This window comes from Streptomyces sp. NPDC041814 (assembly GCF_055590565.1).
In genome coordinates, this window is the sequence record NZ_JBVJAM010000017.1 from 147,624 (window position 1) to 163,881 (window position 16,258).

Annotated in this window: 19 protein-coding genes, 5 tRNA genes and 1 pseudogene; 6 read left to right on the forward strand and 19 right to left on the reverse strand. The window is 70.8% G+C overall.

What is annotated here, in order from left to right:
• Positions 1-70 precede the first annotated feature (70 nt).
• The gene (gene rpmB / locus ACZ6C6_RS32680) at positions 71-256 is read left to right on the forward strand and encodes a 50S ribosomal protein L28 (RefSeq protein ID WP_026171429.1); all 186 of its coding nucleotides are present in this window, start codon (positions 71-73) and stop codon (positions 254-256) included.
• A 109-nt stretch (positions 257-365) separates the two neighbouring features.
• On the opposite strand, the gene thiD is transcribed toward rpmB, so the two are convergent.
• A complete protein-coding gene (gene thiD / locus ACZ6C6_RS32685; RefSeq protein ID WP_469208157.1) occupies positions 366-1,175 on the reverse strand; it encodes a bifunctional hydroxymethylpyrimidine kinase/phosphomethylpyrimidine kinase in 810 nt (269 codons plus the stop codon).
• Between the two features lie 10 nt (positions 1,176-1,185).
• Positions 1,186-2,157 carry a thiamine-phosphate kinase gene (locus ACZ6C6_RS32690; protein ID WP_469208159.1) on the reverse strand — a complete coding sequence of 324 codons (972 nt, stop codon included), beginning with the start codon at positions 2,155-2,157 and terminating at the stop codon, positions 1,186-1,188.
• 240 nt (positions 2,158-2,397) lie between these two features.
• Between ACZ6C6_RS32690 and ACZ6C6_RS32695 the strand changes: the two genes are divergently transcribed.
• Complete coding sequence (locus ACZ6C6_RS32695) at positions 2,398-2,631, forward strand: Lrp/AsnC family transcriptional regulator (protein ID WP_469208161.1); 234 nt, start codon at positions 2,398-2,400, stop codon at positions 2,629-2,631.
• A gap of 20 nt (positions 2,632-2,651) precedes the next feature.
• A complete protein-coding gene (locus ACZ6C6_RS32700; RefSeq protein ID WP_469208163.1) occupies positions 2,652-3,137 on the forward strand; it encodes a DUF3515 domain-containing protein in 486 nt (161 codons plus the stop codon).
• Between the two features lie 57 nt (positions 3,138-3,194).
• Here ACZ6C6_RS32700 and ACZ6C6_RS32705 read toward each other — a convergent pair whose 3' ends face one another.
• The 3 genes from ACZ6C6_RS32705 to ACZ6C6_RS32715 all read right to left on the reverse strand — a co-directional run bounded on the left by ACZ6C6_RS32705 (position 3,195) and on the right by ACZ6C6_RS32715 (position 6,191).
• Positions 3,195-4,352 carry a D-alanine--D-alanine ligase family protein gene (locus ACZ6C6_RS32705; protein WP_469208165.1) on the reverse strand — a complete coding sequence of 386 codons (1,158 nt, stop codon included), beginning with the start codon at positions 4,350-4,352 and terminating at the stop codon, positions 3,195-3,197.
• 79 nt (positions 4,353-4,431) lie between these two features.
• Positions 4,432-5,442, reverse strand: coding sequence for an NAD(P)H-dependent glycerol-3-phosphate dehydrogenase (locus ACZ6C6_RS32710; protein WP_469208167.1), 1,011 nt, complete (start codon positions 5,440-5,442; stop codon positions 4,432-4,434).
• A complete protein-coding gene (locus ACZ6C6_RS32715; protein ID WP_018102421.1) occupies positions 5,439-6,191 on the reverse strand; it encodes a lysophospholipid acyltransferase family protein in 753 nt (250 codons plus the stop codon). Before ACZ6C6_RS32715 ends, ACZ6C6_RS32710 begins: the two co-directional genes overlap by 4 nt.
• Before the next feature lie 162 nt (positions 6,192-6,353).
• Between ACZ6C6_RS32715 and cofC the strand changes: the two genes are divergently transcribed.
• Both cofC and ACZ6C6_RS32725 read left to right on the forward strand, forming a co-directional pair.
• Entirely contained in the window at positions 6,354-7,037 is a 684-nt protein-coding gene (cofC, locus tag ACZ6C6_RS32720; protein WP_469208169.1) for a 2-phospho-L-lactate guanylyltransferase, read from the forward strand.
• Positions 7,038-7,046: 9 nt separating this feature from the next.
• Positions 7,047-7,250, forward strand: coding sequence for a hypothetical protein (locus tag ACZ6C6_RS32725; RefSeq protein ID WP_018102423.1), 204 nt, complete (start codon positions 7,047-7,049; stop codon positions 7,248-7,250).
• Between the two features lie 121 nt (positions 7,251-7,371).
• On the opposite strand, the gene ACZ6C6_RS32730 is transcribed toward ACZ6C6_RS32725, so the two are convergent.
• The 4 genes from ACZ6C6_RS32730 to leuC all read right to left on the reverse strand — a co-directional run bounded on the left by ACZ6C6_RS32730 (position 7,372) and on the right by leuC (position 10,535).
• Positions 7,372-8,037, reverse strand: coding sequence for an HU family DNA-binding protein (locus ACZ6C6_RS32730; RefSeq protein WP_469208171.1), 666 nt, complete (start codon positions 8,035-8,037; stop codon positions 7,372-7,374).
• A 142-nt stretch (positions 8,038-8,179) separates the two neighbouring features.
• The gene (locus tag ACZ6C6_RS32735) at positions 8,180-8,407 is read right to left on the reverse strand and encodes an SCO5555 family protein (protein ID WP_451340130.1); all 228 of its coding nucleotides are present in this window, start codon (positions 8,405-8,407) and stop codon (positions 8,180-8,182) included.
• A 104-nt stretch (positions 8,408-8,511) separates the two neighbouring features.
• Entirely contained in the window at positions 8,512-9,105 is a 594-nt protein-coding gene (gene leuD / locus ACZ6C6_RS32740) for a 3-isopropylmalate dehydratase small subunit (RefSeq protein ID WP_469208173.1), read from the reverse strand.
• Between the two features lie 2 nt (positions 9,106-9,107).
• A complete protein-coding gene (leuC, locus tag ACZ6C6_RS32745; protein ID WP_469208175.1) occupies positions 9,108-10,535 on the reverse strand; it encodes a 3-isopropylmalate dehydratase large subunit in 1,428 nt (475 codons plus the stop codon).
• A 174-nt stretch (positions 10,536-10,709) separates the two neighbouring features.
• Between leuC and ndgR the strand changes: the two genes are divergently transcribed.
• The gene (ndgR, locus tag ACZ6C6_RS32750) at positions 10,710-11,426 is read left to right on the forward strand and encodes an IclR family transcriptional regulator NdgR (protein ID WP_018521358.1); all 717 of its coding nucleotides are present in this window, start codon (positions 10,710-10,712) and stop codon (positions 11,424-11,426) included.
• 69 nt (positions 11,427-11,495) lie between these two features.
• On the opposite strand, the pseudogene ACZ6C6_RS32755 reads toward ndgR, so the two are convergent.
• The 10 genes and pseudogenes from ACZ6C6_RS32755 to ACZ6C6_RS32800 form a co-directional block, all read right to left on the reverse strand.
• Positions 11,496-11,743: pseudogene (locus ACZ6C6_RS32755) on the reverse strand (monooxygenase family protein); the annotation flags it as partial.
• A 198-nt stretch (positions 11,744-11,941) separates the two neighbouring features.
• A tRNA-Glu gene (locus tag ACZ6C6_RS32760) sits at positions 11,942-12,014 on the reverse strand.
• 27 nt (positions 12,015-12,041) lie between these two features.
• Positions 12,042-12,113, reverse strand: a tRNA-Gln gene (locus ACZ6C6_RS32765).
• A 12-nt stretch (positions 12,114-12,125) separates the two neighbouring features.
• A tRNA-Glu gene (locus tag ACZ6C6_RS32770) sits at positions 12,126-12,198 on the reverse strand.
• A gap of 60 nt (positions 12,199-12,258) precedes the next feature.
• Positions 12,259-12,331, reverse strand: a tRNA-Glu gene (locus ACZ6C6_RS32775).
• Positions 12,332-12,358: 27 nt separating this feature from the next.
• Positions 12,359-12,430: transfer RNA gene (locus ACZ6C6_RS32780), tRNA-Gln, on the reverse strand.
• Between the two features lie 84 nt (positions 12,431-12,514).
• Positions 12,515-13,234, reverse strand: a complete 720-nt coding sequence (locus ACZ6C6_RS32785) for an HAD family hydrolase (RefSeq protein WP_469208178.1) — start codon at positions 13,232-13,234, stop codon at positions 12,515-12,517.
• A 91-nt stretch (positions 13,235-13,325) separates the two neighbouring features.
• A complete protein-coding gene (gene gltX, locus ACZ6C6_RS32790) occupies positions 13,326-14,798 on the reverse strand; it encodes a glutamate--tRNA ligase (RefSeq protein ID WP_469208180.1) in 1,473 nt (490 codons plus the stop codon).
• Positions 14,791-15,567: a fumarylacetoacetate hydrolase family protein gene (locus ACZ6C6_RS32795; protein ID WP_073863131.1), complete on the reverse strand. Its 777-nt coding sequence runs from the start codon at positions 15,565-15,567 to the stop codon at positions 14,791-14,793. Before ACZ6C6_RS32795 ends, gltX begins: the two co-directional genes overlap by 8 nt.
• A 252-nt stretch (positions 15,568-15,819) precedes the next feature.
• On the reverse strand, positions 15,820-16,008 hold the full coding sequence (locus ACZ6C6_RS32800; RefSeq protein ID WP_469208182.1) for a hypothetical protein: 189 nt from the start codon (positions 16,006-16,008) through the stop codon (positions 15,820-15,822).
• Positions 16,009-16,258 lie beyond the last annotated feature (250 nt).

The following is a 16,258-nucleotide window of genomic DNA, read 5'->3' on the forward strand; positions in this document are numbered from 1 at the left end:
GCCACTTCAGTCCTTGAATCCGGCGTACCGGAATTCACTGTAAGTGCATCTGAAGTCTTTGGAGTGACCCGTGGCTGCCAACTGCGACGTTTGCGGCAAGGGGCCGAGCTTCGGCAACAACATTTCGCACTCGCACCGCCGTACGTCCCGTCGCTGGAACCCCAACATCCAGCGCGTGCGTGCCGTGGTCGGTCGGACGCCGAAGCGGCTCAACGTCTGCACCTCGTGCATCAAGGCCGGCAAGGTCGCGCGCTGACGTTCCCGTCGTAGCGCAGCCCTACCGGTTGCCCGAAAAGCCGGTCCACCTCGGTGGACCGGCTTTTTGCTGTGCCCTTACGTCAGCCCGCGTCGGCTGTGCCCGTACGTCAGCCCGCGTCGCGCGGCCGCCAGCCGTGGCGGACCGGGCCGATGCCCGCGCCCAGCGGGAAGCCCGCCTCGATCGCCCCGGTGACGTATGCCTTCGCGGCCCGGACCGCCTCCGGCACCCCGGCCCCCCGTGCCAGGTGGCTCGCGATGGCGGAGGCCAGGGTGCAGCCGGTGCCGTGGGTGTGCCGGTTGTCGTGGCGGGGGGCACGCAGCCAGTGCTCCTCGCTGCCGTCGGTGAGCAGGTCGACGGGCTCGCCGGGCAGATGGCCGCCCTTGACCACGACCCAGCGGGGCCCGAAGGCGAGCAGCGCGCCCGCGGCCCGGCGCATCCCGGCCTCGTCGGTGACGGTGATGCCCGTGAGCTGCGCCACCTCGTCCAGGTTGGGCGTCGCCACGGTCGCGACGGGGAGCAGCTTCGTACGGACGGACTCCAGGGCGTCGGCGGCGAGGAGCGGGTCGCCGTGCTTGGAGACGCCGACAGGGTCCACGACGACGGGCGCCGCGGTGTCCGCGAGGAGTTCCGCGACGGTCTCCACGAGCGGGGCGGACGCCAGCATCCCGGTCTTGACGGCGTCGACGCCGATGTCGTCCACGACGCTGCGGTACTGGGCGCGGACCGCCTCGGGGGGCAGCTCCCAGGCGCCCTGGACGCCGAGGGAGTTCTGCGCGGTGACGGCGGTGAGCACGCTCATCCCGTGCGTGCCCAGCGCGAGCATCGTCTTGAGGTCGGCCTGGATGCCCGCACCGCCGCCGGAGTCGGATCCGGCGACGGTGAGCACGCGGGGCGGTACGGAGGTGGGTATCGGCATACGCCGCAATCTACTGGGAGTCCTCGATGTCGCTGAAGTGGTCCCAGCCGTTCTTGCTGGTCCAGGGCGCCCCGTCGACCGTCACCTGGGGCAGCGCCGAGGGGTTGAGGACCTCGCCGATCACCTTCCAGCGGGCCGGGAGCTTCACGTCGGACGGGAAGGTCGCGACGATGGCGTGGTCCTCGCCGCCGGTCAGCACCCACTGCATGGGGTCGACGCCGACGGCCTGCCCGATGTCCGACATCTGGGACGGCACGTCGATGAGCCCGGACCGCAGATCGATGCGGACCTTGCTGGCCTCGGCGATGTGCCCGAGGTCGGCGACGAGCCCGTCGCTGACGTCGGTCATGGCGGTGGCACCGAGCCCGGCGGCCGCGGGGCCCGCGTGGTACGGCGGTTCGGGGCGGCGGTGCGCCTCCACGAAGGCGCGCGGCGAGCGGAAGCCCCGGGAGAGCACGGCGTATCCGGCGGCGGACCAGCCGAGCCAGCCGGTGACGGCGACGACGTCCCCGGGCTGGGCGCCGGCCCGGGTGACGGGCTCGTGGTTCCGCAGGTCGCCGAGCGCGGTGATCGAGACGGTGATGAGGTCGCCGCGCACGACGTCCCCGCCCACCACGGCCGCCCCCGCGACCTGGCACTCGTCGCGCAGTCCGTCCATCAGCTCGGCGGCCCAGGTGACCGGGAGTTCGGCGGGAACGACGAGGCCGAGCAGGAGCGCGGTGGGCACGGCGCCCATGGCGGCGATGTCCGCGAGGTTCTGCGCCGCGGCCTTGCGGCCCACGTCGTACGCCGTCGACCAGTCGCGCCGGAAGTGCCGTCCCTCCAGCAGGATGTCCGTGCTGGCCACGACCCTGCGGTCGGGGGCGGTCACGACCGCGGCGTCGTCGCCCGGCCCGAGCCGGACCGCCGGAGTGGTGGTGAGCCGGGACGTGAGCTCCTTGATGAGCCCGAACTCCCCCAACTCGCCCACGGTTGCCTTCACCGAGTGTCACCTCTCATCTGTCGGGCCGGACGCTCCGGCCTGTCCCCCGTGCGCGCCGCCCCACTCGCGGTCGCGTGCCGTCTCTGCTGTCGGTACTGTCAAGAGTTACGTCAACTTGGGCGTTCTGTGCGCCACGCTGAGGACGTCATCCGGCCCGCGGGTCTCCCCGCTCCGCGCGGCGACGCGATAACGTGGCGTCCCTTTCCCCCACATGATCCTCGTGGCCGCCCTGGAGGTTCCGTGGTACAGGCGTACATCCTCATCCAGACCGAGGTGGGCAAGGCGTCGACCGTCGCCGAGACCATCTCCGAACTCCCGGGAGTCATCCAGGCAGAAGACGTCACCGGCCCCTACGACGTGATCGTCCGCGCCCAGGCCGACACCGTGGACGAGCTCGGGCGCATGGTGGTGGCGCGGGTCCAGCAAGTGGACGGCATCACCCGAACCCTGACCTGCCCGGTCGTTCACCTGTAGCCCCCGTCTACGCTGGGCCGGTGACGTCCTCCAGCCGCCGGCTTCTCCGCCCCGTGTTCCTCGGTCCGTCCGCCGCCCTGATGCTGCTGGTGGCGGGCTGTTCCGGGGGCGGGGCGACGGCGTCGGTCACGGTGCCCTCCCCGTCCCCGGAAGCCGCAGCCTACTGCCGCGCGCTGGACGGAGAACTGCCGGACACCGTCGGCGGTCTGGAGCGGAGCGACCCCGAACCCGCCTCGGAACTGACCGCCGGGTGGGGGGACGGGGCGATCGTACTGCGCTGCGGTGTGGAGCGCCCCGCGAAGATGGACGACGACCAGTCGAAGGGCATCACCGCGAGCGGCGTCAACTGGATGCTGGAGCAGCGCGACGGCGATGGTCCCCGGCTGACGACGACCCTGCGCAAGACGTACGTCGAGGTGTCGCTCTCGGAGGCGTACGCGCATGACACGACGCCGCTCGCGGCGTTCGCCCCGGCGGTGAAGAAGACGATCCCGAACCGGTTCTAGGGTGTGCGCTCGCGCCGAGCGTCCTGAGCGCACACCCTTCGCCGTGTCCCGGTGTGGTCAGCGCAGTCCGGTCGGCCGGTTCAGCGCGGCCTGGATGAGCCGGTCCACCAGCTGCTGGTAGCTGACGCCGCTCTCCTGCCACATCCGCGGGTACATGGAGATCGGGGTGAAGCCCGGCAGGGTGTTGATCTCGTTGATGACGAAGCCGCCGTCCTCGGTGAGGAAGAAGTCGGCGCGCACCAGGCCCTCGCAGGAGCACGCGTCGAAGGCTTCGACGGCGAGCCGCTGGACCTCGGCTGTCTGCTCCTCGGTGAGCGGTGCGGGCACGATCCCGGAGGCGGCGTCGATGTACTTGGCCTCGAAGTCGTAGAAGTCGTGCGCGGTGACCGGCGGGATCTCGGCCGGCACGCTGGCGCGCGGCCCGTCCTCGAACTCCAGGACGCCGCACTCGATCTCGCGGCCCCTCAGCAGCGACTCGACCAGGAACTTCGGGTCGTGGCGGCGGGCCTCCTCGATGGCCGCGTCGAGACCGGAGGCGTCCTCGACCTTGGTGATGCCGATGGACGAGCCGGCCCGGGCGGGCTTGATGAAGAGCGGCCAGCCGTGTTCGCCGGCGAAGCCGGTGATGCGCTCGCGGGCGGCGGCCGGGTCGCTCTCCCACTCGCGGGGGCGGACCACCAGGTACGGGCCGACCGGGAGGCCGAAGGAGGTGAAGACCCGCTTCATGTACTCCTTGTCCTGGCCGACGGCCGAGGCGAGGACCCCGGCGCCCACGTACGGCACACCGGACAGCTCCAGGAGTCCCTGGAGGGTGCCGTCCTCGCCGTACGGGCCGTGCAGGACGGGGAAGACGACGTCGACCTCGCCGAGCGCCTTGGGCACCGCGCCGGGCTCGGTGTAGACCACTTCGCGGCTGCCGGGGTCGACGGAGAGCACGACCCCGCCCTCCTCGGACTCGGCCAGCTGCGCCACGTCCGGCATGGTCCGGTTCGCGATGGCCATGCGTTCCGGTTCGTCGGCGGTGAGCGCCCAGCGGCCGTCCGTCGTGATGCCGATCGGCAGGACGTCGTACTTGGTCCGGTCGATGGCGTTCAGGACGGCGCCGGCCGTGACCACCGAAATGCCGTGTTCGGAGCTGCGGCCGCCGAACACGACGGCCACGCGCGGCTTGCGGAGCTGCTGCTCCGGGCTCTGGGGGAGGTTCTCGCTGCTCATATCGCGATGAGCGTACCTGCTGGTACCGGCCGCGTCAGCGCGGCACGGGCCGCCCGGGGCGGGTGGGCCCCGGGTGGCGTCAGTGCCGTTCGGCCTTGGCGCTGCGCGACATGAGCTCCTTGACCGCGACCTTCGGCGGCTTGCCCTCGTGGACGATGCCGACGATGGTCTCGGTCAGCGGCATCTCCACGCCGTGCCTGCGGGCCAGGTCGAGCACCGATTCGCAGGACTTGACGCCCTCGGCGGTCTGCTTGGTGGCGGCGATGGTCTCCTGGAGCGTCATGCCCCGGCCGAGGTTGGTGCCGAAGGTGTGGTTGCGCGAGAGCGGCGACGAGCACGTCGCCACCAGGTCGCCGAGGCCGGCGAGTCCGGAGAACGTCAGCGGGTCGGCGCCCATGGCGGCGCCCAGCCGGATCGTCTCGGCGAGGCCCCGGGTGATGAGCGAGCCCTTGGCGTTGTCGCCGAGCCCCATCCCGTCCGCGATGCCGACGGCGAGGCCGATGACGTTCTTGACGGCGCCGCCGAGTTCGCAGCCGACCACGTCGGTGCTGGTGTACGGGCGGAAGTACGGGGTGTGGCAGGCGGCCTGGAGGCGCTGGGCGACCGACTCGTCCCGGCAGGCGACGACGGCCGCGGCGGGGCGGCGTTCGGCGATCTCCTTGGCGAGGTTGGGCCCGGTGATGACGGCGATGCGGTCCGGGGACACCTGGGTGACGTCCTCGATGACCTCGCTCATCCGCTTGGCGGTGCCGAGTTCGACGCCCTTCATGAGGGAGACGAGGACCGTCTGCTGTTCCAGGTGCGGGGTCCAGTCGGCGAGGTTGGCGCGCAGCGTCTGGGAGGGCACGACGAGCACCGCGTAGTCGGCGCCGCGCAGCGCCTCGGCCGCGTCCGTGGTGGCCCGGACCGAGGCGGGCAGCTCGATTCCCGGCAGGTACTCGGGGTTGGTACGGGTGGTGTTGACGGCCTCCGCGACCTCGGCCCGGCGGCCCCAGAGCGTCACTTCGCAGCCCGCGTCCGCGAGGACGACGGCGAAGGCGGTACCCCAGGAGCCGGTTCCGAAGACGGCGGCCTTCGGGGGGTGCGTCACGTGAGTCCCTCTCCTTGGGCCTTGCGCCGCTGCTCGGCCCGGGCCTTGCGGTGATCGTAGGGCTCGGCGGGTGCCTGCTGCCCGCGGATCTCCTCCAGTTGCGCGGTGACCGCCCGCATGATCACCTCGGTGGCCTCGCGCAGCACCTCGGGCGTCGGCTCCTGGTCGTAGAACCGGGAGAGGTCGACGGGCGGCCCGGCCTTGACCCGGAGGGTCTTGCGGGGCAGGAGGCGGATCTTCTTCTCGGTGGCGTAGGGGGGCATCGCCTCGTTGGCGCCCCACTGCGCGACCGGGATGACGGGGGCCCGGGTCATCAACGCGACGCGGGCGGCGCCGGTCTTGCCGGCCATCGGCCACATGTCGGGGTCGCGGGTGAGGGTGCCCTCGGGGTAGAAGCAGACGCACTCGCCGCGCTCGATGGCACCGACAGCGGCCCGGAAGGCGTCCATCGCGTTGGTGGTCTCGCGGTAGACGGGGATCTGGCCGGTGCCGCGCAGCATCGTGCCGATGAAGGCGCCCTTGAAGAGCCCCGCCTTGGCCAGAAAGCGCGGCACCCGGCCGGTGTTGTACTGGAAGTGCCCGTACGAGAGCGGGTCCAGGTAAGAGTTGTGGTTGACCGCTGTGATGAATCCGCCGTCGGCCGGAATGTGTTCCGTTCCCCGCCAGTCGCGCTTGAACAGAACCACCAGCGGCGGTTTCGCGATGACCGCCGCCAGGCGGTACCAGAAGCCGATTCTGCGGCGGGACACTCGGACACCTTTCCTCTGTGAACAAGACCGTGGAACTGTCTGCTGCCTGACTACCGAGGGTCAAGTCTCGCCCCAGGCCCCTGCTCTGTCGAGAACACCGTACGCCTCGCCCCGGGGAGCGACCCTCCGGGTCGGCGCACCGGCAGGCGAGAATAGGCGGCGATGCGTATCGAGGGAGGGACCGCCACGAACACCGACCCGGCCGGCCGCTGGTCCCTGGTCGTCCCGTTGAAGCCCCTGGCGCGGGCCAAGAGCAGGCTGGCGCCCGCCTCCGGCGTGCTGTTGCGCCCCCGGCTCGCCCTCGCCTTCGCCCGTGACACCGTGGCCGCCGCGCTGTCCTGCCCGGACGTGGCGGATGTGGTGGTCGTCACGGACGACACGGTGGCGGGGGCGGCGCTGGCCGCGCTCGGCGCCCTGGTCGTGCCCGACGCCCCGGGGTCGGGGCTCAACGCGGCCCTCGCGCACGGTGAGCGGACGGTCCGGGCGGGCAGGCCGGGGGCGCCGCTGGCCGCGCTCAACGCCGATCTGCCCGCGCTGCGGCCGACGGAATTGTCCCGGGTCCTCGAATTCTCGGCCGCTTTTCCCCGCGCATTTGTTCCCGATGCGGCGGGAATCGGGACGACATTTCTGTCGGCTGCCCCGGGAGCGGAATTGCGGCCCGCATTCGGCGGCCCGTCCCGGGTGCGCCATCTGGCGTCGGGCGCGGTGGAAATCACGCTGCCGGGGATCGATTCGGTGCGCCGGGACGTGGACACCGGCGAGGACCTGCGGGTGGCGCTGGAGCTGGGCGTCGGCCCGTTCACGGCGGGCCGCTGGGCCGCCGGGGCGTTCGCGCCGGACCGATAGTCTGCACCCATGCAGGCGACCTCGTACACGTACGACCCCGAGACGCGGAGCGGCAGTGTGCTGCTCGATGACGGCACCCCGGTGGACTTCGACGCTGCGGCCTTCGACGCGGGCGGCCTGCGGCTGCTGCGGCCGGGCCAGCGGGTGCGGATCGAGGGCGAGGGCGAGGGGGCCGGGCTGCGGATCAGCCTGGTGACGCTGCAGACGTTCTGAGCCGTACGGGGGTCTTCCCTCGCGGGGTCCTTCCTCGCAGGGGATCCTCCGGACAGCCCGCGGGCCGGGCTCCCCGGGGGGAGCCCGGCCCGGCGCGTGTGGGGGCCTGTGCGGCCCGGTCTCACTTCTTGCGCGCGGTGGCCTTCTTGGCCGTGGTCTTGCGCGCGGTGGTCTTCTTCGCGGGCGCCTTCTTCGCCGTGGTCTTCTTGGCGGGCGCGGTCTTGGCGGCGGTGGTCTTCTTGGCCGCCGTGGACTTCGCCGCCGGGGTGGCCTTCTTCGCGGCGGCCGTCGTCGTCTTCTTCGCCGGCGACGCCTTCTTCGCGGTGGTCTTCTTGGCCGCGGCGGTGGTCTTCTTCGCCGGGGTGGCCTTCTTGGCGGTGGCCTTCTTCGCCACGGCCTTCTTGGCGGTGGCCTTCTTGGCGGCGGCCTTGGCCGTCGTACGGGCGGAAGAGCCGCCGGAGAGGCTGCCCTTGGGCGCCTTCTTCACGGCCACGTCGTTCTTGGGGAGCTTCTTGGAGCCGCTGACCAGGTCCTTGAAGCCCTGACCCGCGCGGAAGCGGGGCACCGAGGTCTTCTTGACCCGCACGCGCTCACCCGTCTGCGGGTTGCGGGCGTAGCGGGCGGGGCGGTCGACCTTCTCGAACGAGCCGAAGCCGGTGACCGAGACCCGGTCCCCCGCGACAACCGCACGGACGATCGCGTCGAGCACCGCGTCGACGGCGTCCGCGGCCTGCTGCCGGCCGCCGACCTTGTCGGCAATCGCTTCTACGAGCTGCGCCTTGTTCACGTCTTCCCCTTCGGAGACATTGCCGGAACGAATCTGTCCGGCTTTTTCGCACGTTAGGCAGATATATACCGCAAATCAAACACGAAACGGGCTAATCACCCTAGTGCCGCAACGAAGTCGACCGCTGCGCAGTTCTGCGGAGTCAGTCACCTTCGGGGAATCGGCCCTCGTCGAGGTCCTTCATCAACCGGTCCAGACGCCTTGCCGCGCCCGGGAGATCGTGCTTCGCCGCGGCCGTGACGACCAACAGCTTCCGGTTCAACGCCATCCTTACGCCGTCCGGGACTTGCAGTGCGCGCACCCGGGAGTGCGCTTCCTTCAATTGGTCGGCGACTTGGCCGTAAATCTTGAGTTGGCTGTCGCGTTCCATGCACCGATTGTGCCATCTGGGGCGAGTTGTCGCCCGACGGGGTCCCAACAAACGACTGCGCCCCCTACCAGAAGGCAGGGGGCGCAGTCCTGAAAACGCGCTGATCAGGCCGGAATTGTGCGGGGCTTGTGGCCCGGCCGGGCCGCCTCGTAAGCAGCGATGTCGGCTTCGTTCTGAAGAGTGAGGCTGATGTCGTCCAGGCCGTTCAGCAGCCGCCAGCGGGCGTTCTCGTCCAGCTCGAAGTCGGCGGTGATGCCTCCGGCGCGGACCTGCCGGGCCTCCAGGTCGACCGTCACCTCGGTCGTCGGGTCGGCCTCCGTCAGCTCCCAGAGGGCGTCGACGGTCTTCTGGTCCAGGACCACGGTCAGCAGACCGTTCTTCAGCGAGTTGCCGCGGAAGATGTCGGCGAACCGGGAGGAGATGACGGCCTTGAAGCCGTAGTTCTGCAGCGCCCAGACGGCGTGCTCGCGGGAGGAGCCGGTGCCGAAGTCGGGGCCGGCCACCAGGACCGACGCGCCCTCGCGCTCGGGGCGGTTGAGGACGAAGTTCTCGTCCTTGCGCCACGCCTCGAAGAGGCCGTCCTCGAAGCCGTCCCGGGTGACCTTCTTGAGCCAGTGGGCGGGGATGATCTGGTCGGTGTCGACGTTGCTGCGGCGCAGCGGAACGGCCCGGCCGGTGTGCGTGGTGAAGGCTTCCATGGTTATCGGACTCCGGCGGGCGTACGGGTGTCGGACAGGTCGGCGGGCGAGGCCAGGTGGCCCAGCACCGCGGTGGCGGCGGCCACCTGCGGGGAGACCAGGTGCGTACGGCCGCCCTTGCCCTGCCGCCCCTCGAAGTTGCGGTTCGAGGTGGAGGCGGAGCGCTCGCCGGGGGCCAGCTGGTCGGGGTTCATGCCGAGGCACATCGAGCAGCCCGCGTGCCGCCATTCGGCGCCGGCGGCGGTGAAGACCTTGTCCAGGCCCTCGTCGACGGCCTGCAGGGCGACCCGGACGGAGCCCGGGACGACCAGCATCCGTACGCCGTCGGCGACTTTGCGGCCGTCCAGGATCGCCGCGGCGTTGCGCAGGTCCTCGATGCGGCCGTTGGTGCAGGAGCCTACGAAGACGGTGTCGACGCTGATCTCGCGCAGCGGCTGGCCCGCGGTCAACCCCATGTACTCCAGGGCCTTTTCGGCGGCGTTGCGCTCCGATGCGTCCTCGTACGAAGCCGGGTCGGGGACGTTGGCCGACAGGGGCGCGCCCTGGCCCGGGTTGGTGCCCCAGGTGACGAACGGCGCCAGCTCGGCGGCCTCGATGACCACCTCGGCGTCGAAGACCGCGTCGTCGTCGGTGCGCAGCGTCTTCCAGTACGCGACGGCGGCGTCCCAGTCCTCGCCCTGCGGGGCGTGGTCGCGGCCCTGCAGGTAGTCGAAGGTGGTCTGGTCGGGGGCGATCATGCCCGCCCGCGCACCGGCCTCGATCGACATGTTGCAGATGGTCATCCGGGCCTCCATCGAGAGCTTCTCGATGGCGGAGCCGCGGTATTCGAGGATGTAGCCCTGGCCGCCGCCGGTGCCGATCCGGGCGATGATCGCCAGGATCAGGTCCTTGGCGGTGACGCCGTCGGGCAGTTCGCCGTCGACGGTGATCGCCATCGTCTTCGGACGGGCCATCGGCAGCGTCTGGGTGGCCAGCACGTGCTCGACCTGGCTGGTGCCGATGCCGAACGCGAGGGCGCCGAACGCGCCGTGCGTGGACGTGTGGGAGTCGCCGCAGACCACGGTGGTGCCGGGCTGGGTCAGACCCAGCTGCGGGCCGACCACGTGCACGACGCCCTGCTCGACGTCGCCCAGCGGGTGCAGCCGGACGCCGAACTCCGCGCAGTTCTTCCGCAGCGTCTCCAGCTGGGCGCGGGAGACCGGGTCGGCGATCGGCTTGTCGATGTCGAGGGTCGGGGTGTTGTGGTCCTCGGTGGCGATGGTGAGGTCGAGCCGCCGCACCGGGCGTCCGGCCTGCCGCAGGCCGTCGAACGCCTGGGGACTGGTCACCTCGTGCAGCAGGTGCAGATCGATGAAGAGGAGGTCGGGCTCGCCCTCGGCGCGCCGGACGACATGGTCGTCCCAAACCTTCTCCGCGAGTGTCCTACCCATCGCTTTCCCTCCGGCCGGCGTCATCGCCGGCCCAACTAGAGATTCGGTGCGCCCCCGTCCGGACCCCCGTACGGGGCGGTGGCTACGGGCCGTTGTGGGGCCGCCGGTACAGGTTCGCAACTTCCGGGGAAAATTGAACTTGCGTTTCACAGAGTGAGACGCGAGTATCGTCGTATGGACAACTCTAGCGGCGTCGGCGTTCTCGACAAGGCGGCTCTGGTATTGAGCGCCCTGGAGTCCGGGCCGGCCACCCTCGCCGGGCTGGTCGCGGCGACCGGGCTCGCACGACCCACGGCCCACCGGCTGGCCGTGGCACTGGAACACCACCGGATGGTGGCGAGGGACATGCAAGGCCGGTTCATCCTCGGCCCCCGGCTCTCCGAGCTGGCGGCGGCGGCCGGCGAGGACCGCCTGCTGGCCACGGCCGGGCCGGTGCTCACGCATCTGCGCGACATCACCGGCGAGAGCGCCCAGCTCTACCGGCGCCAGGGCGACATGCGCATCTGCGTGGCGGCGGCGGAACGGCTGTCCGGACTGCGGGACACCGTGCCGGTCGGCTCCACGCTGACCATGAAGGCGGGCTCCTCCGCGCAGATCCTGATGGCCTGGGAGGAGCCGGAGCGGCTGCACCGAGGCCTCCAGGGCGCCCGCTTCACGGCGACGGCGCTCTCCGGCGTACGGCGGCGCGGCTGGGCCCAGTCGATCGGTGAGCGCGAGCCGGGCGTGGCCTCGGTCTCCGCCCCGGTGCGCGGCCCGTCGAACCGCGTGGTCGCCGCCGTCTCGGTCTCCGGACCGATCGAGCGGCTGACCCGCCACCCGGGCCGGATGCACGCCCAGGCGGTCATCGACTCGGCCGCCCGGCTGAGCGAGGCGCTGCGCCGCAACGGCTGAGCCGACCGCGTCTCCCCTCCCCCGAGGCCGCCCCAGCGTCGTGGCGGCCCCCTCCTCGAAGCCCGTTCGTCACGTGGCGCCCGACCGGTGCGCGAGCCGGTCCGCCGTCCGACGTCCCCGCCCCTCGACCGGCAGCTCCCCGGTCGCCGCGGCCACTCCGTACGCCGGCATATCGGCGTGGACGGATGCGTAGCCGCCCTCGGGCACGAGGAAGGTCTCATGCCACGGCCCCACGTGCTGCCGGGACTTCTTCTCCTCTTCTCCTTGCTGTTGAGCATCGCCCACGCCCGCCGGTGGACCATGCCGGGCGCCGAGGCGTCCGAGCAGCCCCCTGGCCCTGTCCGCCCCGAGCCGGACGAGGAGGCCCCGGAGACGGCGGCACGGGCTGAAGTCGACGCGTCGCTCGACCGGTTGGGCTGGGCCGGCGGTACGGGTAGTGAGCGGAGCGGTCCTCGGGCCCCGGACAAGCGAAAGGCCCTTCACCGGAGTGAAGGGCCTTCGCCTCTTGACTGTTGTACCCCCGACCGGATTCGAACCGGCGCTACTGCCGTGAGAGGGCAGCGTGCTAGGCCGCTACACAACGGGGGCTTGTCCTGCAACTTGCTCTGTACTGCGCTGGGCTACCAGGACTCGAACCTAGAATGACGGTACCAGAAACCGTAGTGTTGCCAATTACACCATAGCCCATGGTGTTGCAAGTACCCCCGACCGGATTCGAACCGGCGCTACTGCCGTGAGAGGGCAGCGTGCTAGGCCGCTACACAACGGGGGCCCTAGCGATCCTGCATCGAGACCGTGGGTGCGACCCAGATGATCTCGCGGGAAGGATCTGTACCCCCGACCGGATTCGAACCGGCGCTACTGCCGTGAGAGGGCAGCGTGCTAGGCCGCTACACAACGGGGGCTTGTCCTGCAACTTGCTCTGTACTGCGCTGGGCTACCAGGACTCGAACCTAGAATGACGGTACCAGAAACCGTAGTGTTGCCAATTACACCATAGCCCACTGAAACGCAACCCCTGAGGGCCTTGTTCCTGTCTGCGCTTCCCGCCGGATCTTTCGGCCCGCTCGGGCGGCGCAGAAAGAACATTACCCGAAGGTGTCCGACGCTCCAAAACGGGTATGGCCCGCGAGCAGCCCCGGCAGCCGGCCGAGCCCCGTGATCCGGACCAGCTCGGGCCGTCCTCCCCGGCCGTGCCGGTCCAGCCAGACGCCCGCGAGGCCGGCGGCGGTGGCCCCGGCGGCGTCGATGTCGGGTTCGTCCCCGACGTACAACACCTCGTGCGCGGCGAGCCCCAGCGCCTCGCAGGAGGCCAGGAACGCCCCCGGGTCGGGCTTGGAGACGCCCAGCTCGGCCGCGCACAGCAGGGACTCGAACCGGTCGCGCACCCCGAGCACGGTCAGCTTCCGGTGCTGCGGCTCCTGGGCCGAGTTGGACAGCACGGCGTGCCGGTACGTCCCCGCCAGTGCGTCGAGCGCCGGGACGGCGTCCGGGAAGAGCGCCCAGGCGGACTCGTAGTGCGAGACGTGGCGGCCGAACCAGGCATCGGCCTCGTCGTCGTCCAGTGCCCGCCCCAGGAACTCCCGGGCCCGGTCCCGCCGCTGCCCCTGCCAGTCGGTCTCCCCGGCGGAGTACCGCGCCCAGTGCCGCCGCGTGACCCGCTGCCACGCCTCGACGGCCTCCTCGGCCGACGCGTACCCCGGAGGCAGCCCCTCCGCCGCGAGGTGCCGGGTCATCCCGGTGGCCGAGGCCGCCGTGTGATCGAACAACGTGTCATCGATGTCCCAGAGGACGGCTCTGATGGGCATGGCCCGACTCTACGCGCGGCCCCGTACGACGGGACGGGCCCGGCGGCCGCGCTGTGCGGCCGCCGGGCCCGTCCTGTGCGTCGGTGCGGTGTTACGCGGCCAGCCTGGCCAGGGCCGCGTCGATGCGGGCGATCGTCTTCTCGCGGCCCAGGATCTCCAGGGACTCGAAGAGCGGGAGGCCGATCGTCCGGCCGGTGACCGCCACCCGGACCGGGGCCTGGGCCTTGCCGAGCTTGAGGCCGTGCTGCTCGCCGGCGGCGAGGACGGCGGCCTTGAGGGCGTCCGCGTTCCAGTCGGCGGCGATGAGCTGGGCACGGGCGGTGACCAGGAGGGCGTCGGAGCCCTCCTTCATCGCCTTGGCCCAGGACGCCTCGTCGTGCACCGGCTCGTCCAGGAACAGGAAGTCCACGTTGGCGGTGATCTCGGAGAGCACCGTGACCCGGGTCTGGGCGTGCGGGGCGATCTCGGCAAAGACCGCCGCGTCGAAGGACTCCGGGGCCCAGGGGGCGAACGGCGCCTGGAGCCAGGGGCCGCACGCCTCGGTGAAGGTCTTCACGTCGAGGCGGCGGATGTGCTCCGCGTTGACGTGCTCGCACTTCTTGAGGTCGAAGCGGGCCGGGTTGGCGTTGACGTCCTTGATGTCGAAGGCGGCGACCATCTCCTCGATGTCGAAGATGTCGCGGTCCTCGGCGATCGACCAGCCCAGCAGCGAGAGGTAGTTGAGCAGCCCCTCGCGGACGAAGCCGCGCTCGCGGTAGAGGTTGAGCGAGGCCTGCGGGTCACGCTTGGAGAGCTTCTTGTTGCCCTCGCCCATCACGTACGGCAGGTGCCCGAAGGCGGGGGTGTCCTTGGCGATGCCCAGCTCGATGAGCGCCCGGTACAGGGCGATCTGGCGCGGGGTGGAGGAGAGCAGGTCCTCGCCGCGCAGGACGTGGGTGATCTCCATCAGCGCGTCGTCCACCGGGTTGACCAGGGTGTAGAGCGGGGCGCCGTTGGCGCGGACGATGCCGTAGTCCGGGACGTTCTCCGGCTGGACGGTGATGTCGCCGCGGACCAGGTCCGTGAAGGTGATGGCCTCGTCGGGCATCCGGAAGCGGACGATCGACGTGCGCCCCTCGGCCTCGTACGCGGCCTTCTGCTCGTCGGTCAGCTCACGGCAGTGGCCGTCGTAGCCGGACGGGCGGCCGGCGGCGCGGGCGGCGTCGCGCCGGGTGTCCAGCTCCTCCGTGGTGCAGTAGCAGTGGTACGCGTAACCGCCGGCGAGCAGCTTCTCCGCGACGTCCTGGTAGATGTCCATCCGCTGCGACTGGCGGTACGGGGCGTGCGGGCCGCCGACCTCGGGGCCCTCGTCCCAGTCCAGGCCGAGCCAGCGCATCGCGTCGAGGAGCTGCTCGTACGACTCCTCGGAGTCGCGCGCCGCGTCGGTGTCCTCGATGCGGAAGACCAGGGTGCCCTGGTGGTGCCGGGCGAAGGCCCAGTTGAAGAGAGCCGTCCGGACCAGGCCGACGTGCGGGTTGCCGGTCGGGGAGGGACAGAAACGTACACGTACTGCTGCGTTAGCCACGCTTGATCACCTTGTTGGTGAGAGTGCCGATGCCTTCGATGGTGACGGCGACCTCGTCGCCGACATGGAGGGGTCCGACCCCCGCGGGGGTGCCGGTGAGGATCACATCGCCCGGGAGCAGCGTCATGGCTTCCGTGATGTGGACGACCAGGTCCTCGATGGACCGGATCATGTCGCTCGTCCGGCCGAGCTGGCGTTGCTCGCCGTTGACCGTGGCCTGGATGGCGAGGTCGCGGGGGTCGAGGTCGGTCTCCACCCAGGGGCCGAGGGGGCAGGAGGTGTCGAAGCCCTTGGCCCGGGCCCACTGCTTCTCCCGCTTCTGGGCGTCGCGGGCGGTGACGTCGTTGGCGCAGGTGTAGCCGAAGATGACGTCCTTGACCCGCTCGCGCGGCACTTCGCGGCACATCCGGCCGATGACCACGGCCAGCTCGGCCTCGTGGTGGACCTCGTCGGAGAAGGAGGGGTACTCGATGGCGTCGCCGGAGCCGATCACCGAGGTGGTGGGCTTGAAGAAGGCGACGGGGACGTCGGGGACCTCGTTGCCGAGTTCGGCGGCGTGCTCCGCGTAGTTGCGGCCGATGGCCACGACCTTGTTGGGGAGCACTGGCGGCAGCAGCCGCACCTTGTTCAGCGGGACCTTGGTCCCGGAGAGCTCGAACTCGGAGTACGGGATGCCCTTGATGATGTCGAGGACGAGACCGTCGGGCCCGTCGCCCTCGACCGCGCCGAAGGCGACATTGCCGTCGATGGAGAACCTGGCGATGCGCACGGGTTGCTGTCGCCCCTCACTGCTTGCTGGGTGCCTGAAAAGACTGACGCTCCAGGCTAGCGCTTCGCCCGGTGGGTATTGCCCGAGAAGGAGCGCCGTCCGGTGCGTGCGATCGCAAGGCGGCCGGAAGTCCTTGTAGCGGAGCTACCAGGACTTTTGGCCAACGCAGCGAGCGCGCGTGCCGGGCGGCGCGACGGGGCAATACCCGCCGGGCGAAGCGCTGACGCGGGTGAGGGGCGCTTCCGTGCGGGATTACTCCGCGGCGGCGGTGACGGCGGCGGGGGCGGTCATCAGGATCGTGCGGCGCGGGTTGGCGGTCTGCGTCGGCAGCTGGACCGCGTGCTCCGGGAGTTCCACCGTCCGCAGCGCCTCGGCGTCCTTGAGGTGCGCCAGCGTGGTGCGGCGGGGGTTGGCGAGGTTGCGGAGCGGAGTCGTGTTCATCTGCCGTACGGCCCTGTCGTCGGGGCGCCGCCCGCACGAGGGAGCGCCGGTGTTCGGTTGCCATCCCAGTAAAGCGTCAGGCTAAACATTCAATTCCCTCCGGCGGCCCGGAAAAGACGGCGATCTTCATGTGAGTTTGCTCACGAACACCGGGATAATTCCCTCAATGCGGACACGTGGTCCGAACCTTCGAAACGGACATGTCACCCCTGAACCATCCATTCCGCTCCTGATCATGGCGACTGGGACA